The sequence below is a fragment of the Thermococcus barophilus MP genome (assembly GCF_000151105.2).
GTDB lineage: Archaea > Methanobacteriota_B > Thermococci > Thermococcales > Thermococcaceae > Thermococcus_B > Thermococcus_B barophilus.
In genome coordinates this window covers 438,919-462,062 of the sequence record NC_014804.1, presented here as the reverse complement: position 1 = coordinate 462,062, position 23,144 = coordinate 438,919, and the positions used below count along the sequence as shown (strand labels likewise).

General features: G+C 42.9%; 22 protein-coding genes. 14 read left to right on the top strand and 8 right to left on the bottom strand.

Features of this window, described 5'->3' with window-relative positions; translation table 11 throughout:
* The first annotated feature begins 53 nt into the window (after positions 1-53).
* From TERMP_RS02710 to TERMP_RS02695, 4 genes are all read left to right on the top strand, one after another.
* The gene (locus TERMP_RS02710) at positions 54-884 is read left to right on the top strand and encodes a hypothetical protein (RefSeq protein WP_148221055.1); all 831 of its coding nucleotides are present in this window, start codon (positions 54-56) and stop codon (positions 882-884) included.
* A gap of 101 nt (positions 885-985) precedes the next feature.
* Positions 986-1,864 carry an adenosylcobinamide-phosphate synthase CbiB gene (gene cbiB / locus TERMP_RS02705; protein ID WP_013466820.1) on the top strand — a complete coding sequence of 293 codons (879 nt, stop codon included), beginning with the start codon at positions 986-988 and terminating at the stop codon, positions 1,862-1,864.
* Between the two features lie 15 nt (positions 1,865-1,879).
* Positions 1,880-2,179 carry a nucleotidyltransferase family protein gene (locus TERMP_RS02700; protein WP_013466819.1) on the top strand — a complete coding sequence of 100 codons (300 nt, stop codon included), beginning with the start codon at positions 1,880-1,882 and terminating at the stop codon, positions 2,177-2,179.
* A gap of 18 nt (positions 2,180-2,197) precedes the next feature.
* Positions 2,198-3,172, top strand: a complete 975-nt coding sequence (locus tag TERMP_RS02695; protein ID WP_048159902.1) for an aminotransferase class I/II-fold pyridoxal phosphate-dependent enzyme — start codon at positions 2,198-2,200, stop codon at positions 3,170-3,172.
* Here TERMP_RS02695 and TERMP_RS02690 read toward each other — a convergent pair.
* Genes TERMP_RS02690 through TERMP_RS02680 form a run of 3 tightly spaced genes read right to left on the bottom strand, consistent with a single transcriptional unit; the run spans position 3,144 to position 5,179 of the window.
* Positions 3,144-3,650: a 4Fe-4S dicluster domain-containing protein gene (locus TERMP_RS02690; protein WP_013466817.1), complete on the bottom strand. Its 507-nt coding sequence runs from the start codon at positions 3,648-3,650 to the stop codon at positions 3,144-3,146. The genes TERMP_RS02695 and TERMP_RS02690 overlap by 29 nt on opposite strands.
* Before the next feature lie 5 nt (positions 3,651-3,655).
* Positions 3,656-4,711, bottom strand: a complete 1,056-nt coding sequence (locus TERMP_RS02685; RefSeq protein WP_013466816.1) for an FAD-dependent oxidoreductase — start codon at positions 4,709-4,711, stop codon at positions 3,656-3,658.
* A 12-nt stretch (positions 4,712-4,723) separates the two neighbouring features.
* Positions 4,724-5,179, bottom strand: a complete 456-nt coding sequence (locus TERMP_RS02680) for a 4Fe-4S dicluster domain-containing protein (RefSeq protein ID WP_237702853.1) — start codon at positions 5,177-5,179, stop codon at positions 4,724-4,726.
* A gap of 311 nt (positions 5,180-5,490) precedes the next feature.
* Between TERMP_RS02680 and hydB the strand changes: the two genes are divergently transcribed.
* The 5 genes from hydB to TERMP_RS02655 are packed head-to-tail and all read left to right on the top strand — an operon-like array spanning position 5,491 to position 10,033.
* Positions 5,491-6,594, top strand: coding sequence for an NADPH-dependent hydrogenase/sulfhydrogenase 1 subunit beta (gene hydB / locus TERMP_RS02675; RefSeq protein WP_013466814.1), 1,104 nt, complete (start codon positions 5,491-5,493; stop codon positions 6,592-6,594).
* Positions 6,591-7,466 (top strand): NADPH-dependent hydrogenase/sulfhydrogenase 1 subunit gamma, encoded by an 876-nt coding sequence (gene hydG / locus TERMP_RS02670; RefSeq protein ID WP_013466813.1) that lies wholly within the window; start codon positions 6,591-6,593, stop codon positions 7,464-7,466. The genes hydB and hydG overlap by 4 nt, the downstream gene beginning before the upstream one ends.
* 11 nt (positions 7,467-7,477) lie before the next feature.
* Positions 7,478-8,269, top strand: coding sequence for an NADPH-dependent hydrogenase/sulfhydrogenase 1 subunit delta (hydD, locus tag TERMP_RS02665; protein ID WP_013466812.1), 792 nt, complete (start codon positions 7,478-7,480; stop codon positions 8,267-8,269).
* A complete protein-coding gene (gene hydA, locus TERMP_RS02660; protein WP_013466811.1) occupies positions 8,269-9,549 on the top strand; it encodes an NADPH-dependent hydrogenase/sulfhydrogenase 1 subunit alpha in 1,281 nt (426 codons plus the stop codon). Before hydD ends, hydA begins: the two co-directional genes overlap by 1 nt.
* Positions 9,550-9,583: 34 nt before the next feature.
* Positions 9,584-10,033: a hydrogenase maturation protease gene (locus tag TERMP_RS02655; protein WP_013466810.1), complete on the top strand. Its 450-nt coding sequence runs from the start codon at positions 9,584-9,586 to the stop codon at positions 10,031-10,033.
* Here TERMP_RS02655 and TERMP_RS02650 read toward each other — a convergent pair.
* Positions 9,993-10,289 (bottom strand): hypothetical protein, encoded by a 297-nt coding sequence (locus TERMP_RS02650; protein ID WP_013466809.1) that lies wholly within the window; start codon positions 10,287-10,289, stop codon positions 9,993-9,995. The genes TERMP_RS02655 and TERMP_RS02650 overlap by 41 nt on opposite strands.
* A gap of 92 nt (positions 10,290-10,381) precedes the next feature.
* On the opposite strand from TERMP_RS02650, the gene TERMP_RS02645 reads away from it, so the two are divergent.
* The 3 genes from TERMP_RS02645 (at position 10,382) to TERMP_RS02635 (ending at position 15,536) form a co-directional block, all read left to right on the top strand.
* Positions 10,382-12,973, top strand: coding sequence for an ATP-dependent helicase (locus TERMP_RS02645; protein ID WP_013466808.1), 2,592 nt, complete (start codon positions 10,382-10,384; stop codon positions 12,971-12,973).
* A gap of 39 nt (positions 12,974-13,012) precedes the next feature.
* Positions 13,013-14,197 carry a PQQ-like beta-propeller repeat protein gene (locus TERMP_RS02640; RefSeq protein WP_148221054.1) on the top strand — a complete coding sequence of 395 codons (1,185 nt, stop codon included), beginning with the start codon at positions 13,013-13,015 and terminating at the stop codon, positions 14,195-14,197.
* A gap of 148 nt (positions 14,198-14,345) precedes the next feature.
* A complete protein-coding gene (locus TERMP_RS02635; RefSeq protein WP_148221053.1) occupies positions 14,346-15,536 on the top strand; it encodes a WD40 repeat domain-containing protein in 1,191 nt (396 codons plus the stop codon).
* Between the two features lie 3 nt (positions 15,537-15,539).
* Here the strand turns inward: TERMP_RS02635 and TERMP_RS02630 are convergent, their stop codons facing one another.
* Both TERMP_RS02630 and TERMP_RS02625 read right to left on the bottom strand, forming a co-directional pair.
* On the bottom strand, positions 15,540-16,871 hold the full coding sequence (locus tag TERMP_RS02630; RefSeq protein WP_013466804.1) for an ATP-binding protein: 1,332 nt from the start codon (positions 16,869-16,871) through the stop codon (positions 15,540-15,542).
* Between the two features lie 109 nt (positions 16,872-16,980).
* Positions 16,981-18,840 (bottom strand): prolyl oligopeptidase family serine peptidase, encoded by a 1,860-nt coding sequence (locus TERMP_RS02625; RefSeq protein WP_013466803.1) that lies wholly within the window; start codon positions 18,838-18,840, stop codon positions 16,981-16,983.
* Between the two features lie 105 nt (positions 18,841-18,945).
* Here TERMP_RS02625 and TERMP_RS02620 point away from each other — a divergent pair, with 105 nt between their 5' ends.
* Positions 18,946-20,850 carry a GNAT family N-acetyltransferase gene (locus TERMP_RS02620; protein WP_013466802.1) on the top strand — a complete coding sequence of 635 codons (1,905 nt, stop codon included), beginning with the start codon at positions 18,946-18,948 and terminating at the stop codon, positions 20,848-20,850.
* 49 nt (positions 20,851-20,899) lie between these two features.
* A complete protein-coding gene (locus TERMP_RS02615) occupies positions 20,900-21,577 on the top strand; it encodes a DUF4097 family beta strand repeat-containing protein (protein WP_013466801.1) in 678 nt (225 codons plus the stop codon).
* Here the strand turns inward: TERMP_RS02615 and mrtA are convergent.
* Together mrtA and TERMP_RS02605 are read right to left on the bottom strand one after the other, a co-directional pair.
* Positions 21,570-22,157 carry a CPBP family archaeomyxosortase MrtA gene (gene mrtA, locus TERMP_RS02610; protein WP_013466800.1) on the bottom strand — a complete coding sequence of 196 codons (588 nt, stop codon included), beginning with the start codon at positions 22,155-22,157 and terminating at the stop codon, positions 21,570-21,572. The two genes, TERMP_RS02615 and mrtA, sit on opposite strands and share 8 nt — an antisense overlap.
* Complete coding sequence (locus tag TERMP_RS02605; RefSeq protein ID WP_013466799.1) at positions 22,154-23,059, bottom strand: FKBP-type peptidyl-prolyl cis-trans isomerase; 906 nt, start codon at positions 23,057-23,059, stop codon at positions 22,154-22,156. Before TERMP_RS02605 ends, mrtA begins: the two co-directional genes overlap by 4 nt.
* Positions 23,060-23,144 lie beyond the last annotated feature (85 nt).

The following is a 23,144-nucleotide window of genomic DNA, read 5'->3' as shown; positions in this document are numbered from 1 at the left end:
TAATGTTATTTCTGGTGAAAACCGTTAAATTCTTCAACTTCCAAATACCACTGGTGGTTCTGATGATCGTGTTAGCAACGAAGCATAAGGGAAACAGGATGTGGGAACGGGGCTACCTTCAAGGTTTCTTCAGTGCAAATGAGAGAACTGCCAAGATGTGGCGGCAGCTCATAGAGTATATCCATCCAGAAGGAGAGAAGGCGCTGGAAAAATACGAAGACCTTGAGAGAAAGAGAGTATTCGGGGCATCGGAAGGTGCTGCAAAGCCCATAGTAAAGCACGATCTTGCGGAAGCCACAAAACTTTCCCTCTGGCTCAAAATATTCGGAGAGGCTGCGGCAAGCATTCTGGGCATAACTCCACACAAATTGTTTACAATAATTCTACTAGAAGATGTCGACAGTCACCTACAACCGTGGAAACACCATGACGAAGACCCGCTTGGCATAAACTGGTACTTAATAATAGAGGAAGCATTAAAGGAAAGCAGATATACTGAAGAATACCTCGGCAGAAAGATAGCTGAGGAAGAACTGAAGAAATTAGAGGAAGTCGCGAAGGTCATTGCCAAATTCGTTGATGCGTGGGGCCCAGATAACATAAATCACGCACAGATTTGGCTGGCAGAAGGATCAAACATGGATGATCTGGAAGAGTTCATTAAAAAATACGCCAAAGATCCAGAAAAAGCCTTCCAATACTTGGAAGAACTGCGGCAGGTTATGCACAAATGCATAAAGCCAAAGGGACTAGTTGATCGTCGTCAAAAGGTCGAATCCTCTGCTCTGCTTGAGATTCGAAGAGAGCTTCAGAGCCTGAAAGAGGAAAACAAAAAACTTCAGAAGGGGAATGGAAGAGCTAAGAAGGGAAATCCGCGAGCTTAAAATGCCCGTCCTTAAAAAGCTCCCGTGACTAACTGTTTGACAATAGTTACAAAGAACAAAAAGCTCAAAAGTTAAAAGGACAAAATATCCAGATACTGAACATGGAGTACCTCGGGATATTCATACTCGCGATCGTCTGGGATTTAACTCTGGGTGAGCCTCCCGTTTTGCTTCACCCTACAGTGTGGTTTGGCAGGCTGATAGGCTTTTTTGATAAACATTACAAAAGAAGGAGTCCAGCTTTAGATTTTGTTGCAGGAACTTTTGCTTCCTTATTCGTGATTGCGGTTGCTTTTGCCCTTTCAAGGCTTCCAGGGTTTTTACCTAAATGGCTTTGCTTTGCTTTGAGCGTTTATCTCTTAAAGAGCTCATTCGCCATCAAAAGCCTCGCCCAGCACGTGAGAAACACAATACGGGAGGATATTGAGGAGCAGCGGAAGTATGTCAGCTGGATTGTGAGCAGGGAGGTATCAAAATTAGACAGGGCTCATTTAAATTCAGCAGCAATTGAAAGCTTAGCTGAAAACATAACGGACAGCGTAGTTGCCCCTCTGTTCTATTATCTCATCTTTGGACTGAGTGGGGCTTTGATTTATAGAGCCGTAAACACACTTGATGCCATGATTGGATACAAAAATGAACGCTACCTTTATTTCGGCAAGTTCGCCGCCCGTTTAGACGATCTGCTCAACTTCATTCCAGCTCGCATTACTGTTTTGCTTTTCCTACCTTTTAATCCAGGGAAAGTCATACAATACTGGAGAAAAGCGAGGTTCAAGCTCAACTCCGATAAGCCGATAGCAGCCATGAGCGCCATTTTGGGAGTCTGGCTCGAGAAAAAAGGCGTTTACAGATTTGAGGGAAAAGAACCTAGGTTGGAAGACATTGGGAAGGCATTAAGAGTTTATTGGGCTGTTGTTGAGGAATGGATAGCTTTTGTATTTGTCTCCGAAATCGTTAAATCGTTTTTTGTACAATAACGGATGGGGGTAGTGATGAAGTCCCTTGAAGAGATTGAGGAAATTCTGCGCAGGCACAAAGACGAACTGCATAAAAGATTTGGTGTAAAAAAGATTGCAATTTTCGGATCATATGCGAGAGGAGAAGCTGATGAGCTTAGTGATGTTGACATCCTCGTTGAGTTTGAGAGACCAATTGGTTGGGAGATTGTAGATTTAAAAGAGTATCTCGAGGAAATCCTTGGAATTAGAGTTGATTTGATTACTAAAAACGCTGCATTAAGCCGAAAAAGGTTGTGGGAACAAATTAGGAGGGACATTGTTTATGTCCAATAGTCTGCTGGAGGAAATATGATGCTTAAACCAGTTAAATTTAAAACCCACCACGGCGGTGTAAGAGAAGAGGGGCTGCTGGATTTTTCCGCCTCTCTAAATCCCTACCTCCCAGAATGGGTAGATGAGATGTTTGAACGTGCTAAAACCTTAAGCAAACGCTACATTTATTGGGAAAAGCTTGAAGAGGAGCTTTCGAATTTGATTGGTGAAAAAGTAACAGTCACAGCGGGAATAACCGAGGCTCTGTATCTCCTCGGCATCCTTGCGATGAAAGAAAGAAGGAAGGTAATTATCCCAGAGCACACTTATGAGGAATATGAAAGAATTGCAAGGATTTTTAACGCTGAGGTTATCAAAGGTCCAAACAACCCAGAAGCGCTGGCTGAATTTGTTGCAAAGAGTAGCATTGTTTTCTTCTGCAATCCAAACAATCCCGATGGCAAATTCTATTCTCCAAAAAGACTCAAGCTTTTAATTCAAGCGGTGGAAGATACAGATTCACTTCTGGTTTTAGATGAAGCATTCATAGATTTCGTTAAAGATGCCAGAAGCCCGAAGGGGGAGAACATCCTAAAGCTGAGGACGTTCACGAAGAGCTACGGTTTGCCTGGAATCAGGGTTGGCTATGTCATCGGCTTCAGCGAGGCTTTTAAGAGCGTCAGAATGCCCTGGAGCATTGGCTCTTTAGGCTATGCGTTTCTGGAGTTTGTTGTCAGAGATGAGTTTAAGCATTTGGAAAAAACAATGCCTTTAATCTGGAAGGAGAAGGAACGCATTGAAAAAGCCCTCAACGTCAAAAGCGATGCAAACTTCTTCATAAAAAATGTTGGGAATGCAAAAGGAGCAGTTGAATTCTTCAAGAAGAAAGGAATAGCAGTTAGAGACTGCACCTCTTTTGGCCTGCCAGAATACATCCGCTTCAGTGTGAGAAAAAGAGAAGAAAACGAAAAGCTGATAGATGCTTTCAGAGAATTCTTCCAATACTCTCCATGACGGTGGAGGAAATCCTTTCCCTTGCGATCTTTTCTGCTGTCCTCCTTCTTATTTCATCCTCAACTTCCTCTGGTCTTCCGAAGAATACTGCCTCTGCTGGGCACATCTCACTGCACGCCGGCTCTAAGCCAACCCTTCTTCTGTCAGCACACATGTCGCACTTTGTAACCACCTTAAGCCTTGCATCATAGCTTGGAGCACCGAAGGGACAAACGGCAAGACACATAAGACAGCCAATGCACTTCTTGGGGTCAATGATTACCGCACCATCGGTGTCCTTGTAGATAGCATTTGATGGACAAACGTTCATACATGGGGCTTTCTCACAGTGCCTACAGTTTATTGGGATCGGCAAACCAGATTCAGTGTAATAAATCCTTATATTCGGTTTTCCATGGTGGAGGAAATCACAAACACTTTGACATGTTTCACATCCAATACATAAGCTGTAATCAACGTGAAGAATCCTCCTTGCCATTTTAATCACCTCCCAAGAAGCCACATGTGCATGCTTTCAGCAGCCAGCAGACCATCTAACACCGCTCTACCGACCTTTGATGGCCCGATGACAACGTCACCAGCAGCAAACACTCCCTCCCTGCTCGTCATGTGTCTTGAGTCAACTACAATTCTGCCCTTCTTGTCAACGGCAATTCCAACATCTCCAGCAAAGGGTGGTGTTGGCCTCTGCCCAACTGCAAATACTACGTAATCCACATCGATTTGGAAGTTTGAGCCTTCAATCGGAATTGGTCTTCTCCTTCCGCTTTCGTCTGGCTCTCCAAGCTTACATTTTTGCAACTCAACAGCAATAACTTTGCCATACTCACCAACAATCCTCACAGGAACCGTGAGCTCGAGCCACTTAACTCCCCTCTGCTTAAGGAGGTTTATCTCATAAGCACCGGCAGGAGCTTCCCTTATGGTCCTTCTGTAGCTCATGTAAACTTTCTCCGCTCCGAGGAGTAGGCTCTCCATAGCGGCATCTACAGCCGTATGACCTGCTCCAACCACCATAACTCGTTTTCCTTCAATTGGAGGAACCTCATCCCAGCTCATGTGCCCAAGCTTTGCTGATTTGATTTTGAAGAGATAGTCCAAAGCCGGATAGACTCCTTCCAACTCGACACCCTCAATGTTTGGCATCCATGACTCCCAAGTTCCCGTTGCTATAAGAACAGCGTCATATTTTTCAACCAGCTCATTGAAGTTTATAACATTCTCTACAAATTTATCTCCTTCCTCCTCACCATTTCCAAAGGCAACTTTGGTTTTGGGGAAAAACTTTACTTCAAAGACATTTTCGAGCTCCTCATACCCCTTTCTGACTCTGTATATCGGTATCCTAAACTCCGGAATTCCAAAGAGCATCAATCCACCAGGTTCCGGTAGCTTGTCGTATATGTGAACTTCGTGTCCGTGGCAGACTAAATACCCGGCGGCACTCAGTCCAGCCGGCCCTGCACCAATTATTGCCACTTTTTTCCCTGTGGGCTCAGGTTTTTCCCTACATAAGAAAGCGAACCTCATACCTTTCACCAACTTCACCCCCTAAATCAGGTAGCCTGAGTATTTGTCAGAGACAGAGGAAATCTTTTTCATCTTACATTCATCACAGATAAATGCAAACTCGACTTTTTCGCCCATTTTAAGCAACTGTTGAGCATAATATTCCGCCTCTTTCTTAGTTCGCATTAATCTTCTGCCACATTCGAGGCAGAAGGCATATTCAAATTCCAGGGTTATTTTATCTGGTCTTCTTTCTATTGCCCTTGTTGGACACACATCATTGCATTCAAAGCTACAGTTGCTGCATTTTTCTGGGGAGAAGTGAATTACTCTTTTGTTATTGTCAACTATCCCAATAGCATCAAAGGGGCATGCATTTGCACATGCTGCACATCCTATACACAGTTCACTTCTCAGCATTTCAGCATCACTTTGTTCAATTAAGTACTTATTTGGGCTATAAGGTGCTTTTATGTCCAAATGAATACTTCGTGTCATTTTACATTCTTCAACTAAGGCTATAAAAGCGTTTTTTAAACGAAGCTTTCTCAACCAAAGGTGGAATATCTAAGAACAACAATGAACATCATTTGTCCTTCGCCACTTACTCTGTTCATTTTTCCACCATATACTACAACAGAGAGCGATTTTTGTAGAAGTTACAGGAGATTGAAGCAAACAGATACATTTTAACCTTTGGTTAACAAGCTAAGGGTTTAGAAAGGCTTTTTTATTCCCCACCGTAGTTTCCTTTGAGGAGGTACAAAAATGAGCATATGCATAATGATGTTCATGGGGAGGGGATCTCTATGAGGTATGTGAAGCTGCCACAGGAAAATGTTTATGAATTTCTGGAGCGTTTAAAAAACTTTGGTAAGCTGTATGCTCCCGTGAAAATCTCAGAGAAGTTTTATGACTTCAGAGAGATAGATGATGTCAGGAAAATTGAATTCCATTACAACAGAACCATAATGCCACCTAAGAAGTTCTTCTTCCTGCCAAGAGAAACGATGTTCAAGTTCAGCATATCAAAGGCTGAATATGAAGAGGTTGTTGAGAACGTTGAACCCTTCGTGATCTTTGGACTTCATGCATGTGACATCTTTGGACTGAAGATTATGGACACGATATACCTTGATGAATTCCCAGATAAATACTATAAGATCCGCAGAGAGAAAGGTATCATCATAGGAATAAGCTGTATGCCAGATGAATACTGCTTCTGCAACCTGAGGGAGACAGACTTTGCAGATGACGGATTTGATCTTTTCCTTCACGAACTTCCAGATGGATGGCTCGTGAGAGTCGGCACTCCCACGGGACACAGAATTGTCGACAAGAACATAAAGCTCTTTGAAGAGGTTACAACCCAAGACATCTGTAACTTCAGGGACTTTGAAAAGAAGAGACACCAATCGTTCAGATATCATGAAGATTGGGGAAACCTGCGCTATCTCCTTGAGCTTGAAATGGAGCACCCAATGTGGGATGAGCAGAGTGAGCTCTGTTTAGGATGTGGGAACTGTAACTTAACTTGTCCAACATGCAGATGTTATGATGTTCAGGATATACCGAATCTTGATGGTGACACTGGAGTTAGGATTAGAAGATGGGACTCATGCCAGCTGAGAAGCCACGGCCTGGTTGCTGGGGGACATAACTTTAGACCAACTAAGAAATCCCGTTTCATGAACCGATATTTGTGCAAGAATGCATATAATGAAAAGCTTGGCATAAGCTACTGTGTTGGATGTGGAAGATGTACATACTTCTGTCCTGCAGGGATAAGCTTTGTAAGGAACTTAAGGACAATTCTTGGATTTGAGGAGAAGTCCTGTCCTCCTGAAATGAGTGAGGAGATTCCAAAGAGAGGATTTGCCTATGCAAGCAATATTAGGGGTGAAGGAATATGATGACCACCACTCAAATTGTCCATGGTGATAATCCCTATGCTCTTGAAAAGGTCAAAGTTTTGAAAGTTTACAAGCTCACAGATAAAGAAAAGCTGTTCCTTTTTAGGTTTGAAGATCCTGAGATAGCAGAAACCTGGACATTCAAGCCAGGGCAGTTCGTTCAGCTGACAATTCCTGGAGTTGGTGAAGTTCCAATAAGCATATGCTCCTCACCAATGAGAAAGGGGTTCTTTGAGCTTTGTATAAGAAAAGCCGGGAGAGTTACAACAGTTGTTCACAGATTGCAGCCCGGAGATACAGTTCTGGTGAGAGGACCTTATGGAAATGGATTCCCCGTTGATGAATGGGAGGGAATGGATCTGCTTTTGATAGCAGCTGGTCTCGGTACTGCCCCTCTTAGGAGCGTCTTCCTCTACGCAATGGACAACAGATGGAAGTACGGAAACATAACCTTCATCAACACAGCCCGTTATGGAAAGGATCTTCTCTTCTACAAGGAGCTTGAGGCAATGAAAGATTTGGCAGAATCTGAAAATGTGAAGATCATCCAAAGTGTTACAAGAGATCCCGAATGGCCCGGACTGAAGGGTAGACCTCAGAACTTCATTGTTGAAGCCAATACAAACCCAAAGAAGACAGCTGTCGCCATTTGTGGTCCACCAAGGATGTATAAGGCAGTCTTCGAATCCCTCATAAACTATGGATACAGACCAGAGAACATTTTCGTGACACTGGAGAGGAGGATGAAGTGCGGAATTGGCAAATGTGGCCACTGCAACGTTGGAACAAGCACTTCCTGGAAGTACATCTGCAAAGATGGTCCAGTGTTTGGGTACTTCGACATAATTTCAACACCAGGCTTGCTCGACTGAGGTGAGGAGAGATGGAAAACAGGAAGATTAAAATCGGGTTTTACGCCCTCACATCATGCTACGGCTGTCAATTGCAATTTGCCATGATGGATGAAATACTTCAGCTCATTGATAAAGCAAAAATCGAGTGCTGGTATATGCTGAGCAGAGATAGCAGTGAGGAGAGAGAGGTTGATATAGCATTCATTGAGGGGAGTGTTTCAACAAAAGAGGAGATTGAGCTTGTTAAGAAAATCAGAGAGAAGGCAAAGATCGTAGTTGCCGTTGGCTCCTGTGCAGTTCATGGCGGAGTTCAAAGCTGGGGCAAGGAAAAAGAACTTGAGCAGCTTTGGAAGACAGTCTATGGAGACGGAAAGGTCAAATTTGAGCCAAAGATGGCGGAACCAGTTGAAAAGTTTATAAAAGTTGACTACAAGCTCTACGGATGTCCACCAGAAAAGAAGGACTTTCTCTATGCACTGGGGACATTCTTAGTAGGGTCATGGCCGGAGGACATTGACTATCCTGTATGTGTCGAGTGCAGACTGAGAGGCAACTCCTGCATTCTCATCGAAAAAGGTGAGCCCTGTCTGGGTCCAGTTACAGTGGCAGGCTGTGATGCAAGGTGTCCAGCCTATGGCGTTGCGTGCATAGGATGCAGAGGAGCCGTTGGTTATGATGTCGCATGGTTCGACTCACTGGCAAGGGAGTTCAAGAAGAAAGGCTTCACAAAGGAGGAAATCCTTGACAGAATGAGGATTTTCAATGCCCATAATCCAAAGCTCGAGGAAATGGTTAACAAAATTTTTGAGGAGGGTGAATGATGTATATTCCAATCACCGTTGATCATATAGCGAGAGTTGAGGGCAAAGGTGGAATAGAGATAGTCATGGGAGATGAGGGAGTCAAAGAGGTGAAGCTTAACATCATTGAAGGTCCAAGGTTCTTTGAAGCAATAACCATTGGGAAAAAGTTAGATGAAGCCTTAGCTGTCTACCCAAGAATCTGTTCCTTCTGTTCAGCTGCCCATAAGCTGACAGCCCTTGAAGCAGCAGAAAAAGCTATTGGATTTACTCCAAGGGAGGAGATTCAAAAGCTCAGAGAGTTGCTCTACATAGGAGATATGATTGAGAGTCATGCACTGCACCTGTATCTCTTAGTTCTCCCGGATTATCTTGGCTATCCAGATCCGCTTAGCATGATTGACAGGTATAAGAGGGAAGTTGAATATGCAATGAAGCTCAAAAACATCGGCTCAAAGATTATGGATGTCCTCGGTTCAAGGGCAATTCATCAGGAGAATGCGATTTTAGGCGGCTTTGGAAAGCTTCCAAGCAGAGCACAGTTTGAAGAATTGAGGAGGGAGCTTAAAGAGATCCTCCCATTGGCAGAATATACAGTGGAGCTATTTGCAAAGCTTGAACAGTTCAGCGAAGTTGATGATGAGGAAAACGTTCACATGGCAATTAAGCCAAGAGGCGGCATTTACGGCATTTATGGAGATTATGTAAAAGTGAGCGACGGCTTTGAGTTTCCGGTAGAGGATTACAAAAAATGGATAGTTGAGAGGGTTGTTGAACACAGCTTTGCAAAGCACAGTTTTTATAAAGGAAAACCTTTCATGGTCGGCGCAATTTCAAGAATCGTGAACAACGCTGATCTGCTCTATGGAAGGGCAAAAGCCCTCTATGAGAAGTATAGGGATTTATTCAGATATGACAACTGCTTTGCCAACAACCTTGCACAGGCGCTTGAGCTTGTTTACTTCACGGAGAAGGCTGTCGATATAATTGATGAAACTTTAGCCAGATGGCCAATCAGGGAAAGAGATGCAGTTGAGATTAAAGACGGCTTTGGAGTCAGCATCACTGAGGCACCGAGAGGGCTGTTAGTTTATGCCCTTGAAGTTAAGAATGGAAGGGTCAGCTATGCTGACATAATAACGCCAACTGCAATGAACTTGGCAATAATGGAGCGTCACGTTAGGATGATGGCAGAGAAGCATTATCAAGACGATCCAGATAGGCTTAAGTTCCTCTCAGAGATGGTTGTCAGGGCTTTTGATCCGTGCATTTCGTGTTCAGTTCATATCGTGAAGCTTTAAATTCTCTTTTCTAAATTTTATCTCTGGTGGTTTTATGAGAACTCTAATCCTCGCTCTTGGCAATGAGCTCATGAGGGACGATGGTGTTGGGCTTAAAATAGGGAGAATTTTAGCAGAAAAAGGATACAATGTCCTTGAAGTTGGGACTGATATTTTTAAGCTCCAAAATTACTATAACGGAGAGAAGAGAATTGTGATAGTTGATGCGATTCTAAGTGAAAAATTTGAGCCCGGAAAAATCGTTCATCTGAAGGGTGAGGAAGTCTTTGAGAAGCTTAAAGCTGAGATAAGAAGTGCCCATTTCATGGGTGCAGTTGACGGGCTAAAGCTGATGATGGCTCTGGATGAAAGATTAGCAAAAGCAGAGATTCATTTCATAGGGATAGTTGCCAAAGAAGTTGAACTGGGAATGAAGTTAAGCAAAGAAGTCGAAAATGCAGTTCCTAAGGTTGTCGAGCTTGTTGAGAAGATTGTTCGCTCTTGAGTTTATACTTCACTAAATATCTCCCTCTCTCAAACTCTTCCTCACTCTCTATAATTTCAACAGGCTCAATGTTTAATCCAAAGTTCATTGCTTCCCACTTTATGTCCTCAAAGTAATCGTAAAGCCCGCAGGTTTTACAAAAGCTACCGTCAAACTCAATGATAACCTCATCTCTCTCAGCCTTGATGATTTTGGCTTGAGCTTCACTCCCATGATATTTATTAAACTCCTTGATAACTCTCTTTAGGATTTCCATAAACCCACCCAATTGGGGTTTAGTTTTTCGATTTAAAAAGTTTATTAGACCAACCGAAGGGTTTAAAAATCAAACCCAAAAAGGTTAGTCCGATGATAAGGTTTGCCCAGAGAGAGTACACCGATGAGGAAATTTACGAGATATTAGCTGATCCGGTTAGGGAGTGGTTTAGAGGAAAGTTTGGAACATTCACACCCCCCCAGAGATATGCGGTTATTGAAATTCACAAAGGAGAAAATGTGCTTATTTCTTCGCCAACGGGCAGCGGAAAAACTTTATCAGCTTTTCTCGCTGCCATAAATGAGCTTATTTTATTGGGAAAGGAGGGTAAGCTTGAAGATAAAATTTACGTTCTTTATGTTTCGCCCCTCAGAGCTTTGAACAATGACATCAGAAGGAACTTAGAGGAGCCCCTCAGAGAGATTAGGGAAGTTGCTCATGAAATGGGTTATGACCTGCCGGAAATAAGAGTAGCAGTGAGAACAAGCGACACTTCAAGCTATGAAAAGCAGAAGATGGTAAAAAAGCCGCCCCACATATTGATTACAACACCAGAAAGCTTAGCCATAGCTTTAAATGCTCCAAAATTCAGCGAGAGGCTAAAGACGGTTAAATACGTCATAGTCGATGAAGTCCACGCATTGGCTGAGAATAAGAGGGGAACCCATCTAATGCTCAGCCTTGAAAGATTACAGAATTTAGCCGGGGATTTCGTTAGAATCGGTCTCAGTGCCACTATTCATCCCCTCGAAGAGGTTGCTAAATTTGTTTTTGGCTTCAACGATGACGGAACTCCAAGAAGTGGTTTAATAGTAGATGTTTCCTTTGCCAAAAAGACGGAGATTAAAGTAGAAAGCGTTGTTGGGGACTTAGTTTACACAGATGCGGCAACACTAAGTGAAGCCTTGTACAAGCGCTTGGATGAACTCATTGAACAGCACAGGACAACGCTCATCTTTACAAACACAAGGAGCGGTGCTGAGAGGGTTGCCTATCATCTTAAGAAAAAGTTCCCAAAATATGCGGAACTAATTGAAGCCCACCACTCGAGCCTCTCGAGAGATGTTAGACTTGAAGTAGAGGAGAAATTGAAAAAAGGAGAGCTCCGCTGTGTTGTTAGCTCAACATCGCTTGAGTTGGGCATAGACATTGGAAGCATTGACTTAGTTGTTTTAATCGGCTCACCAAAGAGTGTAAACAGGGCTCTGCAGAGGATAGGGAGAGCGGGTCACAGACTGCATGAAGTCAGCAAGGGAATTATCCTTGTCTTGGATAGGGACGATTTAGTTGAGTGTACCGTTTTGGCTTACAATGCGAGGAATAGAAGATTGGACAGAATTAAAATCCCGCAGAATCCCCTCGACGTTCTTGTTCAGCATCTCCTCGGCATGGCTCTGGAAAAAGTGTGGGACATTAACGAAGCGTATAAGCTTGTAAGAAGAGCGTATCCCTATCACAACTTGAGTTTTGAAGACTTCATGAGCGTTCTTAGATATTTAGCGGGAGAATATGCTGGACTTGAAGAGAAGAAGGTTTATGCAAAAATCTGGCTCGATGAAAAAGAGGGCAAGTTCGGAAGAAGAGGGAAAATGACGAGAGCAATCTACTACATGAACACGGGTACAATTCCAGATGAGGCTAAAATCGAAGTTTACACGCTTGATAGGAGGTTTATTGGAACTGTGGAGGAAGAATTTGCTGAACGCTTGATGCCTGGAGATATTTTTGTCTTGGCTGGAAGGACGTATGAGTTCAAAAAGTCAAGGGGTAACAGGATTTATGTGGAGCCTAAAGAAGGGGCGAAGCCAACGATCCCAGCGTGGTTTTCTGAAATGTTGCCTTTGAGCTTTGATTTAGCCTTGGACGTGCAGAGATTTAGGAAAGAGGTTAAAGAACTCTTAAACAATCCCAAAGCAGAGCAAATCCTAATGGAGAAGTACAGAATAGATGAAAAAGCTGCCAAAGCAATTTTGGGCTACTTCAGAGAGCAGGCAAAGTATTCAACAATTCCAGATGATGGAATCCTTCTGGTTGAGGAGGTTCTGGAGGAGAGAAGGGCAAAGTACTTCTTCCACACCCTGATAGGGAGGAGAGCAAATGAAGCTTTGAGCAGGGCTTTTGCATATTTGGTGAGCAAAAAGAAAAGGTGCAACGTGGGAATTGCCATAAGCGATAATGGCTTCATGCTGATTCTACCAAGAGAGAAAAGGTTGAGTGAAGAGGATATTAGGACTTTATTCCAGCTTGAGGATTTGAGAGAAACCCTTAAGAAAGCCCTGGACAACACGGAGCTGTTGAAGAGAAGATTCAGGCACGTCGCCAACAGAGGTCTGTTAATTTTAAGGAGATACATGGGGAGGAAGAAAAGCTTAAGCAGGCAGCAGTTGAATGCCCAAACATTACTTAGACTTCTTAAAAAGAACTATCCCGACTTCCCACTTCTCAAGGAAGTTTACCGCGAGATTATGGAGGACAAGATGGATATTAAAAATGCGGAGCTGTTTTTGAGCTGGGTTAAAGAAGGCAAGATAAAAATCGTTTTTGAACAAAATGAGCTGCCGAGTCCATTTGCCTTCAACCTTGAAATTATTGGAGCAAGTGACGTTGTGCTTATGGAAGACAGAAGGGAGCTGATTAAGCAGCTACATAGAAAGATAATGGCTATGATCGGGGAGCTTGAATGAGATAAACTTTTTAAGTGTAGACACTCAATATCTCCAGGAGTGGTAATGAAAAGCTGGGTGAAGAGTTTCTTAGGAAGCTTTATCCTGCTTTCAGTTATCTCTCTCGTGGGCTACTACGATTATATAAAAAGCCAGGCATACCTAAATGACCCCCTCTGGAGCCTTGACAAATTCACCACCGGCGGGTTTATTAGAGGCAACTTTTATGGTGACAAGCTTGTCGTCGTTGAGACAAATTTGAGTAGGTTCTCAAACGAAGGAAGTGTCGTTATGTTGTTCTCGAAGCGAGGGGAGCTTTTGGGAAAATTTAAAACGGAATTTAAGGTATATTCCTTTGTAGTTGCCAATGACACACTGTTTGTGAGTGAGTCAAAAATTCTCGATATAAAAGGCTCAACGGTATATACACAGAATTTTGTCTCTGCATATTCCCTCGATGGAAAGCTTCTCTGGCGGCGGAACATCTCTGCCTTTGCTTTAGCTTACTCCAATGGCAGAATTTTTGGAATTGACAAAGGGAATATATTTGCCCTTGACAATAGCGGTAATCTGCTTTGGAAGAAGACAATTGAAGGAAATCCATACAGAATGCTTTCGTGTGAGAAGCTAATCATAGTGAGCACTGAAAACATGAAAAGATATGAGGTGCCGGCATTTTCCCCCTCTGGGAATTTTCTTTGGAAGCTTGAAAATGACGTATCCGCACTGGACACTAACTGTCATTACATTTTAATGCGGGGAAGCAACTGGTATGGTCTCTTTGACATGAACGGCAATGAACTGTGGATAAAAGAAGTATCTCCAAAGAATCAAGTCATCTTCAAAAAGGATGGGATCAGCTTTTACAACTTTTACGCCCACATAGACAGGAATGGAAATGTTTATTTAAGCGAAGCAGATTCCTTCACAATCCTCGATACTAACGGGAAAGTTATCGCCTATTACAACATGCCAATTGGATACTTTCAGATTTCTCCGGATGGAAGGCTTATTTTCGATGAATATCATGTGTTTGTGAATCCGCTCTATGACAGAGACCACGATAAAATTCCCGACGATGAAGATGTTTTTCCTCTAAATAACGAATTGCTGCACCAGCTTTTCTCTGCTTTTGGGATTAGTTTCATCTTTGCCTCACTCTATGAATGGCGGAAGAAAAAAGAAGGCAGAAAAGCCCATGAAGAGTACTTAAGGCTGAAGAGAGAGCTGGAGAGAAGAATATAAGATGTGCTGTTCGTGAACTACCCCGCCCTTCCGGACAGGGACTTCCCGCCCGATAAGTTAAACAAAAAGTTGATTAAGCAGCTGCATAGTAAAATAATGAAACTAATAGAAGAAAAAGCTTAAATATGTCAACGGGCCAAAAATATTGGTGGGCTCTGTGAAAAAGAGGTGGATTGCCAATTTCGTGCTGCTTTTGTTAGCTCTTTATTCTGCTAATTATGCTAAAGTAATCTCGGAAAAAGACCCCGTGTTGAACACTTTGTGGAGGCTAAATTTTGGAAATTTTGAGGAGAATATTGCAGGCATTAAATTCATAGATAGTCGAATAGTAGTTGCGACCTCTTATAGGGGTATTGCAAAGCATGCTAAAAATGGTCACCTCATTATCGTTGATGAGAAAGGCAACGTGATCGGAAATACCACTCTTTTGCACCTTGTTGCTTCTTTCGATGCCTCTAAGAGGATCATTGCATTGGGAACTGCGAATTTCAAATGGCTTAATGAATCTACCTTCACATTTTCTCCTTTTTATCTTATAGCGTACTCTCCAAACGGCTCTGAGCTATGGAGAAGGAAGTTTAACGCAACATCGGTGAGCACTGCTGGGGATTTAATTGTAGCGAGAGGCTATATAAAGAATGGTAGTATTGTGAGGGTCTTTGATATAGGTGGAAACGAGCTCTGGAGTCTGGATTTTGGTGATAAGGTTACAACGAATGGAAAGGTTGTTGCAGTTGCTGAGAAAGGCAAAATTTATCTCTTTTCCAGAAATGGGAAACTTATAAAAGCTTTCAACCCTTGGAAAGGTGCAGTTGCTCGTATGGGACTCACAGATGATGGAAAGCTTGTTGTGGTTTTCTACTCCCGCGATGGACAGTTCTTGGGAGTTTATGACAGGAACGGCAACTTTCTTTGGGGCAAAACTTTTCTGCATGTAGAAGATTTTGCAATCTCACAGAAATATCTCCTTATATATGATGGGGTATTGCATATATTTGACTGGTCCGGAAGGGAGCTCTGGAGCAATACGAAGTATCATCCTTTATATCCAGAAATAGGCATTGCTCTGGGAAAAATTGCCCTCTCCCCTGATGGGAAATTCATAGCTTATGGAAATGCTGGAGTAAAGTTTATTATAAACCCACTTTTTGATAGGGATAAAGACGGCATTCTGGATGAGAACGATGCTATTCCTATAAATAACGGACTGTTCTTGAGAATTGTGATGACCCTTATTGTAGGTGGTTTGGCACTTTGGGTAAATCTATGGGAGCGAAAGAAGGAGCGCGAAGAAGCAAGAAAAAGATATGAGGAAATTAAAAACCGTTTAAATCTTTAAGGCTCAAAAATCCCCTAAATCCCATGCAAAATATCCACTTCCCCTAACGTCCTCTTTTCCCCCAATGTTTCTGGCGATCATGCCATAAGCTTTCTCCCAGTCCTCTAAACCAACCAGCTTGCTCTTCCTCTCCAAATTTCTCAGAACACCTTTAGCTTCCCTCTCTCTCAGATCCTTCCACTTAACCTCAACAAAAAGCACCTTTTTTTCACGCTCATTCAACGCAACCAAATCAATTTCCTCGCTCTTATGCCACCACTTCCCAATCTTGGTGAACCTAAACGGAAGTCTTCCGGCTTTATTTAGCCTAACAAGGAACTGCCTCGCAACTTTCTCAAAAACCCAGCCGAGATACCGACTGTAATCCTCCCGTATCTCTGCAATGTCGAAGGTTCCCGCCTCAATCCTTGACAAATTGGGATAAATGTAGCGGAACCAGAATGCCAAGAAGTTGTCAGCAACGTAGTAGCGTCCCTTCTTTGAGGCAGGCTTTTCTGTGACTGGAACCTCCCTCACAACTAAATCGGTTTCAATAAGGTTTCTAAGGTAGGGAGTTATGTCAGAATGCCTCATCCCCGTGAAGTCCTTTATCTCCTTTGGCGTCGTTTTACCGAGTGCTATTGCCTCAAGTATTCTCCTGTATGTTCTTGTTTCCGTGAATTCATACCTGAGCAGAAAATCAACCTCATCCCTGAAGAAGCTCACGGGATTGAGCAGCTCTTTCTCAAGCCATTCCCAGAAGGGCAGTTTAACTTGGATTATGTAGAAGGGTATTCCATCGGTAAGTCCGTAAATCTCAATCAGCTCTTTCCAGCTTATTCCCGGAAAGAACTCCCTTAAGGTGAAGAACTCCATTGGTTTAAGCTTCATTGAACCCGTTCTCCTCCCGTAGAGTGGGCTCTTGTAGCTCAGCACCTTCTCGGTCATCATGCTTACTGAAGAACCGAGGAGTATGAGCTTAGTGTTTGAATTCGAGAGATCAAGGTCAACCGCTCTTTGAAAGATGGAAACAACTTTGGGGTCTTCCTTGATCATGTTGGGAAACTCGTCTATGATTATCACCTTTCCTTTCAGAGCATGGAGCAGGCTTTCCCAGTCTTCCCTTGTATATCTCACTTCAGGGGCTATTCTCTCCGCAGTTTTCCGAAAATGTCTGAGGTTGTCACTCTCAACCGCCAGATAGTAGATGTGAGGGAAATCTTTAACTGCCTCAAGAACAAGTCGGGTTTTTCCAACCCTCCTTCTACCGTATATCACGATCAGCTCAAATTTCCTGCTCATCAGCTTTTCCCTTATTGCCCTCAGCTCATTTTTTCTGTCCACGAAGTGTTTCATATGATAATCACCATTATCATAATTGATGTTATCACTAATAAATCTTCCCATCCTGAGGCTTTGGGGTGCATAAGAAATCGCAGTAAAAAAGCGTTAGAAGGAAGAAGCTTTAATCTACGCCAAGCACCTTAATCACAAACGCCAATAAATCTGCCAGTTCCTTTATCCTCGTCTCTGGCGAAGCGCCCATGTGTCCACTCTTCGTCTCAACGCGTAGATAGACAGGTGCCCCAACGTCCTTCAGTTTTTTAGCGAACTTCAAAGCATGTGCAGGATGAACCCTGTCATCGTGCAGACCAGTGTAGATTAGCGTCGGCGGGTATTTTTGAGGTTTTACATTATGATAGGGAGAATACTTCAGCAAAAACTTTCTGTCCTTTGGCTCATCTGGATTTCCATATTCTGGAATCCAAACGCTTCCAATGTAGAGTTTATGAAACCTCAGCATGTCTATAACGGGATAGCCTATCAAAGCGGCATCCATAACATCTGGTCTCTGAACCAAAACCGCTGAAACCAAAAGCCCTCCGTTGCTCCTTCCCCAAGCGGCAACTTTATACCCTTCTCTCTTGAGCTTCTCCAAAACAGCTATGAAGTCGTCAAAGACGTTCTGCTTGTTCTCCCTCATTCCTTGACGGTGCCACTCCTCACCGTATTCGCTGCCACCTCTTAAGTTTGTCATCACAAATGTGCCACCGCGTTCAATGAAGGGAATCACCTGAGGAACGAACCGTGGGAGCAGGGCAATGTTGAAGCCCCCATATCCGAAAACCCAAGCTTTATCGCTTTTTGTCCCTTTCTTCTTGACCATGAAATAATGAACCCTTGTTCCATCTTTTGAGGTTGCAAAATCTTCACTGACTTCAAATTCTCCTTCAACTTTGATCTCATCAATCAGCTCAAGCCTGTCTCTAAAGCGGTAAAGCCTGTATGGAACTGTAAAACTCTCGTATCTGAGTAAAACCTGCTCTCCATCATTGTCAAGCGGGTAAACTTGTGCAGGCATCTTAAAGCTTATCCCATCTATAAGCTCCCCCTCAAGTGTAAACACCTTAAGTTTAGAGGAAGCATGAACCAAATAGCCAGCAAGTATTTTATCATTAACAATAACCGCCCACTCAAGCGGAAACTCATCTTCGGGGATTATTTCTTCAACTTTGCCATTTTCGATTGCAATAACTTTTCCAAGCCCTCTTCCTTTGCGTGTGTAGATGTAGAGCTTTCCGTTGATGACATCTATCGGATGTGCTGGAACATCGCTTGAATAAACCTTCCTCCACTTTTCTGGCTCATCAATTGGGCCGAGATAAATATCGGCTTTGTTCCAGCCGAATGTAACCGTCAGCATTGCCCACTTTCCATCCGTGCTCTTGTGCAGATTCATGAAATAGCCCGAACCAAATCCTTCGCCAGAAACCATAACCTCGTCTTCCCCTTTCTTCAGGAAAATTCTCTCCGCTGGAGCAGAAATTCCATCGGGAGTCTTTTCTTTTCGGTAGAAGCGGGCAAAATAATAACCATCATCGAGGAAAACGATATTCCACAAGGATGGCTTTATTTCCTCAATGATTTCCCCAGTTTCAAGGTTAACTATCCTCGTTATCCCCTCATCAGCCCCTCCAATTGAGAAGTTGTAGGCTAATCTTTTCCCATCTCTGTCAACTGTAAATCCTTGAAGGAGAATCTCATCGCCAAGCTCTTCCTCAAGCTTTTTGGAATCAACTATAATTTCTCCAGTCTCGAGGAGTTTTATGAGCTGTCTTCCTGCTTCATTTATCTTCACAAAGGTTCCTCTCTTTGTGATTTGAGCTTCCCAGATGTTGGGCAGATAGTAGTACTTCCTCACATCATCAATCAGCTTTTCTGGCAAATCCTCAATGAATTCCCTAAAGCGCTTGTTTTCCTCCTCAATGAACTTTAGAACTCTCTCATCATTCAGATTCTCCATCCAGAGATAAGGGTCTTCCAATTTAAACCACCATTAAGATGTTAGGCTTAGCGTTATTAAATGCATTATGGTGAAACACAGACTAACCTTAAATACACAAAAAACGAATTTTCAATGGTGATAACAATGATTCTTAGAGGTAAAGTCGTTGGTAGTGAAATTCCACGCTTCAAGCACCGATGGTTTGGAATTCTTGAAGTTGAGACTAAGGGGGAAAGATATAAGCTCTACATGAGTGGCGTTGCTCAGTGGTTTGTAACTGGAGATGAAGTTGAAATTCACGTGAAGGGGAAGCCAAAAGTCAAAAATGGTGAAAAAATCCTTGATTTTGATGACTATGAGCTTTACAAGTTCTATCAGGGGGACAAAATTAAAGTTTGGCCACTGTGGGAGAGGGAGTATGAAGCAAAGCGCTATTCTCCATTAACTGGTGAACTGCTCTATACCTACAAGATTAAGGCGAGGGAAGCAACTTACGAGAGCGACTTTGAGGCAATAGCGGAGCTTGAGCAGTATCATTATGCATCGCAGAAGGAGAAAGTTGCGCTCTGGAGATGCGAGAACGGACACGTATTTGAGTCGAATACGAAGCAGAAGTGCCCGGTCTGCGGGAGCGAAGATGTTCACATCTTGGAGATTAAAGGTTCAACCCCGGCATCACGCTTCTTAATCCTTGAGCTCGAGAACAGAAAGGAGTATGAGCCAAGAATCTTGGCTTACGTTAGAGTTGATCCACCAATTCCTCTGATGCACCGTCGCTTACCAAACGGTGAAATAGAGAAGAACATTCGTGAAAAGGTTTTTCCAGAGGACTGGTTCCATCCGGCATTCTGGCCCGAGCGTATAATGAAGGAGCTTTATGAAGAGCTCAAGAAGAAATATCCTAAAAAAGTCGCCCGCTCAATGCTCTGGGAGGAAGCAAAGTGGCAGGCTTTGAGAGAGAGCAACACTGCTGGAGCGAGAATTGCAAGGGTTGTTGTCCATCCAGACTACCGCTCCGATGGGCTTGGCCAATTAAGCGTTAAAGCTGCATTAGAATGGATTAAGGAAAGAAGAATCCCAGAGATGAGAAAGAGGAAGCACATAGTAGAGACAATAGCTCAAATGGCTCGCTATAACCCCTTCTTTGAAAAAGTTGGCTTTAAGTTTTTATGGGAAACAGCAAGTGGAAGACCTGTCCTCTTTTATCCGCTAAGCGAAGAGGCTAAAGAATACATAGAGCGCTTTTTAAGGGATGATCCATACGCTCCTAAAGACGGAAAACTGTGGAGGCCAAGCTATGGAAAAGTTGAGCCGTTAAAAGGCTCAATAGTCTTCAAAAATGTAAGCAAGGTCTTCGAGAGCGAACTTGACATAAGGGGTCTTCCCGAGGAAATTCAGGAGCTTTTGAAGGCTTTTGGGGTAAGACATAGAGTTATTCAGAGACCTGTCCTGAGAAATCTAAACTTTGAAATCAAGCCAAAAGAGCTGATTGTGGTGGTCGGAGCAAGCGGAGCCGGAAAGACAACTCTTTTACGCTTAATCCTTGGAGCAGCCAAAGGCTACTGGGAAGAGAAGTACAGACCAACAGGTGGAGAAATTGAAGTGCCAGAAAACGTTAAGGTTTCGGTCATGATTCCAGGCGAATTTGAGCCATCCTTTGGTTCGGAGAGCATACTGGAGCACGTTTACAGAAAAATTAGGGATTTAAATGCAGCAGTTGAAGTTTTAAACCGCTCCGGCTTGAGCGATGCTGTGCTTTACAGGGCAAAGTTTAGTGAGCTTTCCACAGGACAGAAGGAGAGGGCTAAGATAGCATCTCTGCTTGCGGAGAAGCCAAATCTATTACTTATGGACGAATTTGCTGCACACCTCGATACACTAACCGCTATGAGGGTTGCAAAGAAGGTCAGCGAAATAATTCGTGAAGCAGGCATTACAGCGGTGATAATTACCCACAGACCTGAGGTCGTTAAAGCCCTCGATCCGGATAAGTTGCTCTTTGTTGGCTATGGCACAGTTAGGGTCAGCAAAGGAAGTGCTCACTCCTGACCACATTTTACTTTTTCTTTGAGCATGCAATACAGTAATGGTGGGCAAGATGATTGAGATAATTGAGAGGGAGTATGAGGTAACCGAAGGATTAAGGCTTGTCATCAGCAATGTGAGCGGACACATCAAGATAAAAGGCTACGATGGTGATACAATAAAAATGAGAGCGGAGAAGAAATGGGGCCTTTTTGCATCAGAGCCAAAAATCAAAGTCAAAAAAAAGGGAAATGTTCTAAAAATCGAGGCTAAGCATAAGAAAACCTTTGGCATCAGCTTGGGTGGAAGTTCGGTGAATTTTGACATCCTTGTTCCGAAAACCGTTGAAGTAAAGAAAATTGGCAGTGTAAACAGCAGAATCTCAATTTCAAATGTTAAGGGAGTTATTAAAATTGGCAACGTAAATGGGTCAATTGAGCTTGAAAATGTGGAGATCAGCAAAGTTGGAAATGTAAATGGACCGATAAAAGTTGTGCTGAAAGCTGTTAGAAACGATGTAAAAATCTCAACCGTAAACGGGTCGATAAAATTTCTGCTTCCAAAAAAAGCTGATGCAATGATCTCAGCAAGTACAACAAATGGAAGAATATTAACAGAGGGCTTTGATAACGTTGCGACTTCTTTGGTGGGAAAATTTGGACCAAAAAGCTTCAGCGCACAGCTTGGTTCTGGAAAGTATTCAGTCAAAGTCTCTACAGTGAATGGAAACATAGAGCTCAGGCTCATATAATACAAAGAACATCAAAAGCCACAGCTCCAATCCAGTGTAAAAGAAAACTCGGCAGAAAGCTTTCACTTTTCAAATCCATTTTCGCGAATATTATGCCCGCAATGAAGGAGTATGGAATCTCCAGTGTCGGTTTTCCTATGTGAATTAGGGTATAGGGAATGTTCTGGAGCAAAATCCCAAGCCATTCGTTTTTTTCTGCCAGTGGGAACAGCAGAATTCCCCTATAAAACGCTTCATGCGCAAACATTATTGCTCCTATCAACAGCTCCTTAAAGATAAAATCACCCCAAGAGGAGTAGCTGAAAATAGGATAAAAGCTCCGGAAGCTCTCTATCCTCGATGCATAAACGCTCACCGGTAAAGTTGCTGAGAAAAGGACAAATGCCCAGATGTAACCTTCCCTCTTGCCAATCTTAAATCCCAGCTCATTAGGCTTGAATCCCAAAAGGTAAGCCGCAGTTAGGGGCAAGAATACATAAAACAGAATGTCATAGAATGCCCATTCGTAGATATTTTTACCCAGATGCCAGTTGAGGATAATAAAAATCAAGGAAACTAAGTAAAGAAGAAATGCTATCATCCTTTGGCTTCCTCTTTAGCCTCTTCTTTCTCCTCTTTAACTTCGGCAGTTTTCTCTTCTTCTGTCTTCTCAGCACTTTCTTTAACTCCTTCAGTCTTTTTTTCTGCTTCCTCCTTGCTTTCTTCAGTTGCCTCTTCTCCGCTTTTCTGCTCCTTTACCTCTTTTTCTATCTCTTCTTCAACCTTTACCTCTGGAGGTTTCAAAAGATCATCAATTGTGGGCTTAAATTCAACCTGCTCATATCCAATGAACTTAAGATCGCTCTCAAGGATGATTTCTCCAAGAATAAGCGTGTTTTTATCAATCTCAACATCGCTGAAATCTATCTTTACATCTTTCTCTCCGACTTCAATCTTGACTTTGCTGAGATCAACCATTGGAAGCCTCAGCTCAATTAATGCTTTAACCTTCTCAATTGGATCTTCAATCTTTTCTACAATTTCCACTTCATATATAATGGTCTTTCCTGCAAGGGGATGATTGAAGTCAACTCTAACCCTCCCACTTGAAACACTCAAAACCCTCCCTTTAAGCTTCTTCCCACTTTCAGTTTCTATTTCAACCTCTAATCCGGGAAATGGCATGATTCCCTGCCTTCTAAACTGACCAAGGGTGAATGTCTTAATGAGCTTAGGATCCCTTCTTCCAAAGGCCTTCTCTGGAGGAACTTCAATTGTGTACTTCTTTCCCACCTCGAGACCTTCAAGTTGCTCATCAAGCCCTTTGAGGACATGACCAGCGCCAATTGCAATTGGCACTGGACCGTAGATACCCTTTTCGCTGTAAATTCCAGCCTCCTTTGCAACTTCTTCATACGTTGTGTCAAAGATTTCTCCAGTCTCTTTGACTTTTCCAATGTAATGAAGTCTTACAACATCTCCCCTTCCCACTTTCATGAGCATGACCTCCTGTTTTTTAAGCTGGTTTAAATTGGGGGAATTGGGTTTTTAAGCTTTTGCTGGTCTTGTGAACAATGCTTTAAAAGGG

Bases quoted from the DNA above. Each gene is read 5' to 3' on its own strand.
- TERMP_RS02630 (WP_013466804.1), bottom strand. From the start codon at position 16,871: ATGAAACACTTCGTGGACAGAAAAAATGAGCTGAGGGCAATAAGGGAA.
- TERMP_RS02605 (WP_013466799.1), bottom strand. From the start codon at position 23,059: ATGCTCATGAAAGTGGGAAGGGGAGATGTTGTAAGACTTCATTACATT.
- TERMP_RS02645 (WP_013466808.1), top strand. From the start codon at position 10,382: ATGATAAGGTTTGCCCAGAGAGAGTACACCGATGAGGAAATTTACGAG.
- TERMP_RS02695 (WP_048159902.1), top strand. From the start codon at position 2,198: ATGCTTAAACCAGTTAAATTTAAAACCCACCACGGCGGTGTAAGAGAA.
- TERMP_RS02615 (WP_013466801.1), top strand. From the start codon at position 20,900: ATGATTGAGATAATTGAGAGGGAGTATGAGGTAACCGAAGGATTAAGG.
- hydA (WP_013466811.1), top strand. From the start codon at position 8,269: ATGTATATTCCAATCACCGTTGATCATATAGCGAGAGTTGAGGGCAAA.
- mrtA (WP_013466800.1), bottom strand. From the start codon at position 22,157: ATGATAGCATTTCTTCTTTACTTAGTTTCCTTGATTTTTATTATCCTC.
- TERMP_RS02650 (WP_013466809.1), bottom strand. From the start codon at position 10,289: ATGGAAATCCTAAAGAGAGTTATCAAGGAGTTTAATAAATATCATGGG.
- TERMP_RS02690 (WP_013466817.1), bottom strand. From the start codon at position 3,650: ATGGCAAGGAGGATTCTTCACGTTGATTACAGCTTATGTATTGGATGT.
- TERMP_RS02655 (WP_013466810.1), top strand. From the start codon at position 9,584: ATGAGAACTCTAATCCTCGCTCTTGGCAATGAGCTCATGAGGGACGAT.
- TERMP_RS02700 (WP_013466819.1), top strand. From the start codon at position 1,880: ATGAAGTCCCTTGAAGAGATTGAGGAAATTCTGCGCAGGCACAAAGAC.
- hydG (WP_013466813.1), top strand. From the start codon at position 6,591: ATGATGACCACCACTCAAATTGTCCATGGTGATAATCCCTATGCTCTT.
- TERMP_RS02680 (WP_237702853.1), bottom strand. From the start codon at position 5,179: ATGACACGAAGTATTCATTTGGACATAAAAGCACCTTATAGCCCAAAT.
- hydB (WP_013466814.1), top strand. From the start codon at position 5,491: ATGAGGTATGTGAAGCTGCCACAGGAAAATGTTTATGAATTTCTGGAG.
- hydD (WP_013466812.1), top strand. From the start codon at position 7,478: ATGGAAAACAGGAAGATTAAAATCGGGTTTTACGCCCTCACATCATGC.
- cbiB (WP_013466820.1), top strand. From the start codon at position 986: ATGGAGTACCTCGGGATATTCATACTCGCGATCGTCTGGGATTTAACT.
- TERMP_RS02620 (WP_013466802.1), top strand. From the start codon at position 18,946: ATGATTCTTAGAGGTAAAGTCGTTGGTAGTGAAATTCCACGCTTCAAG.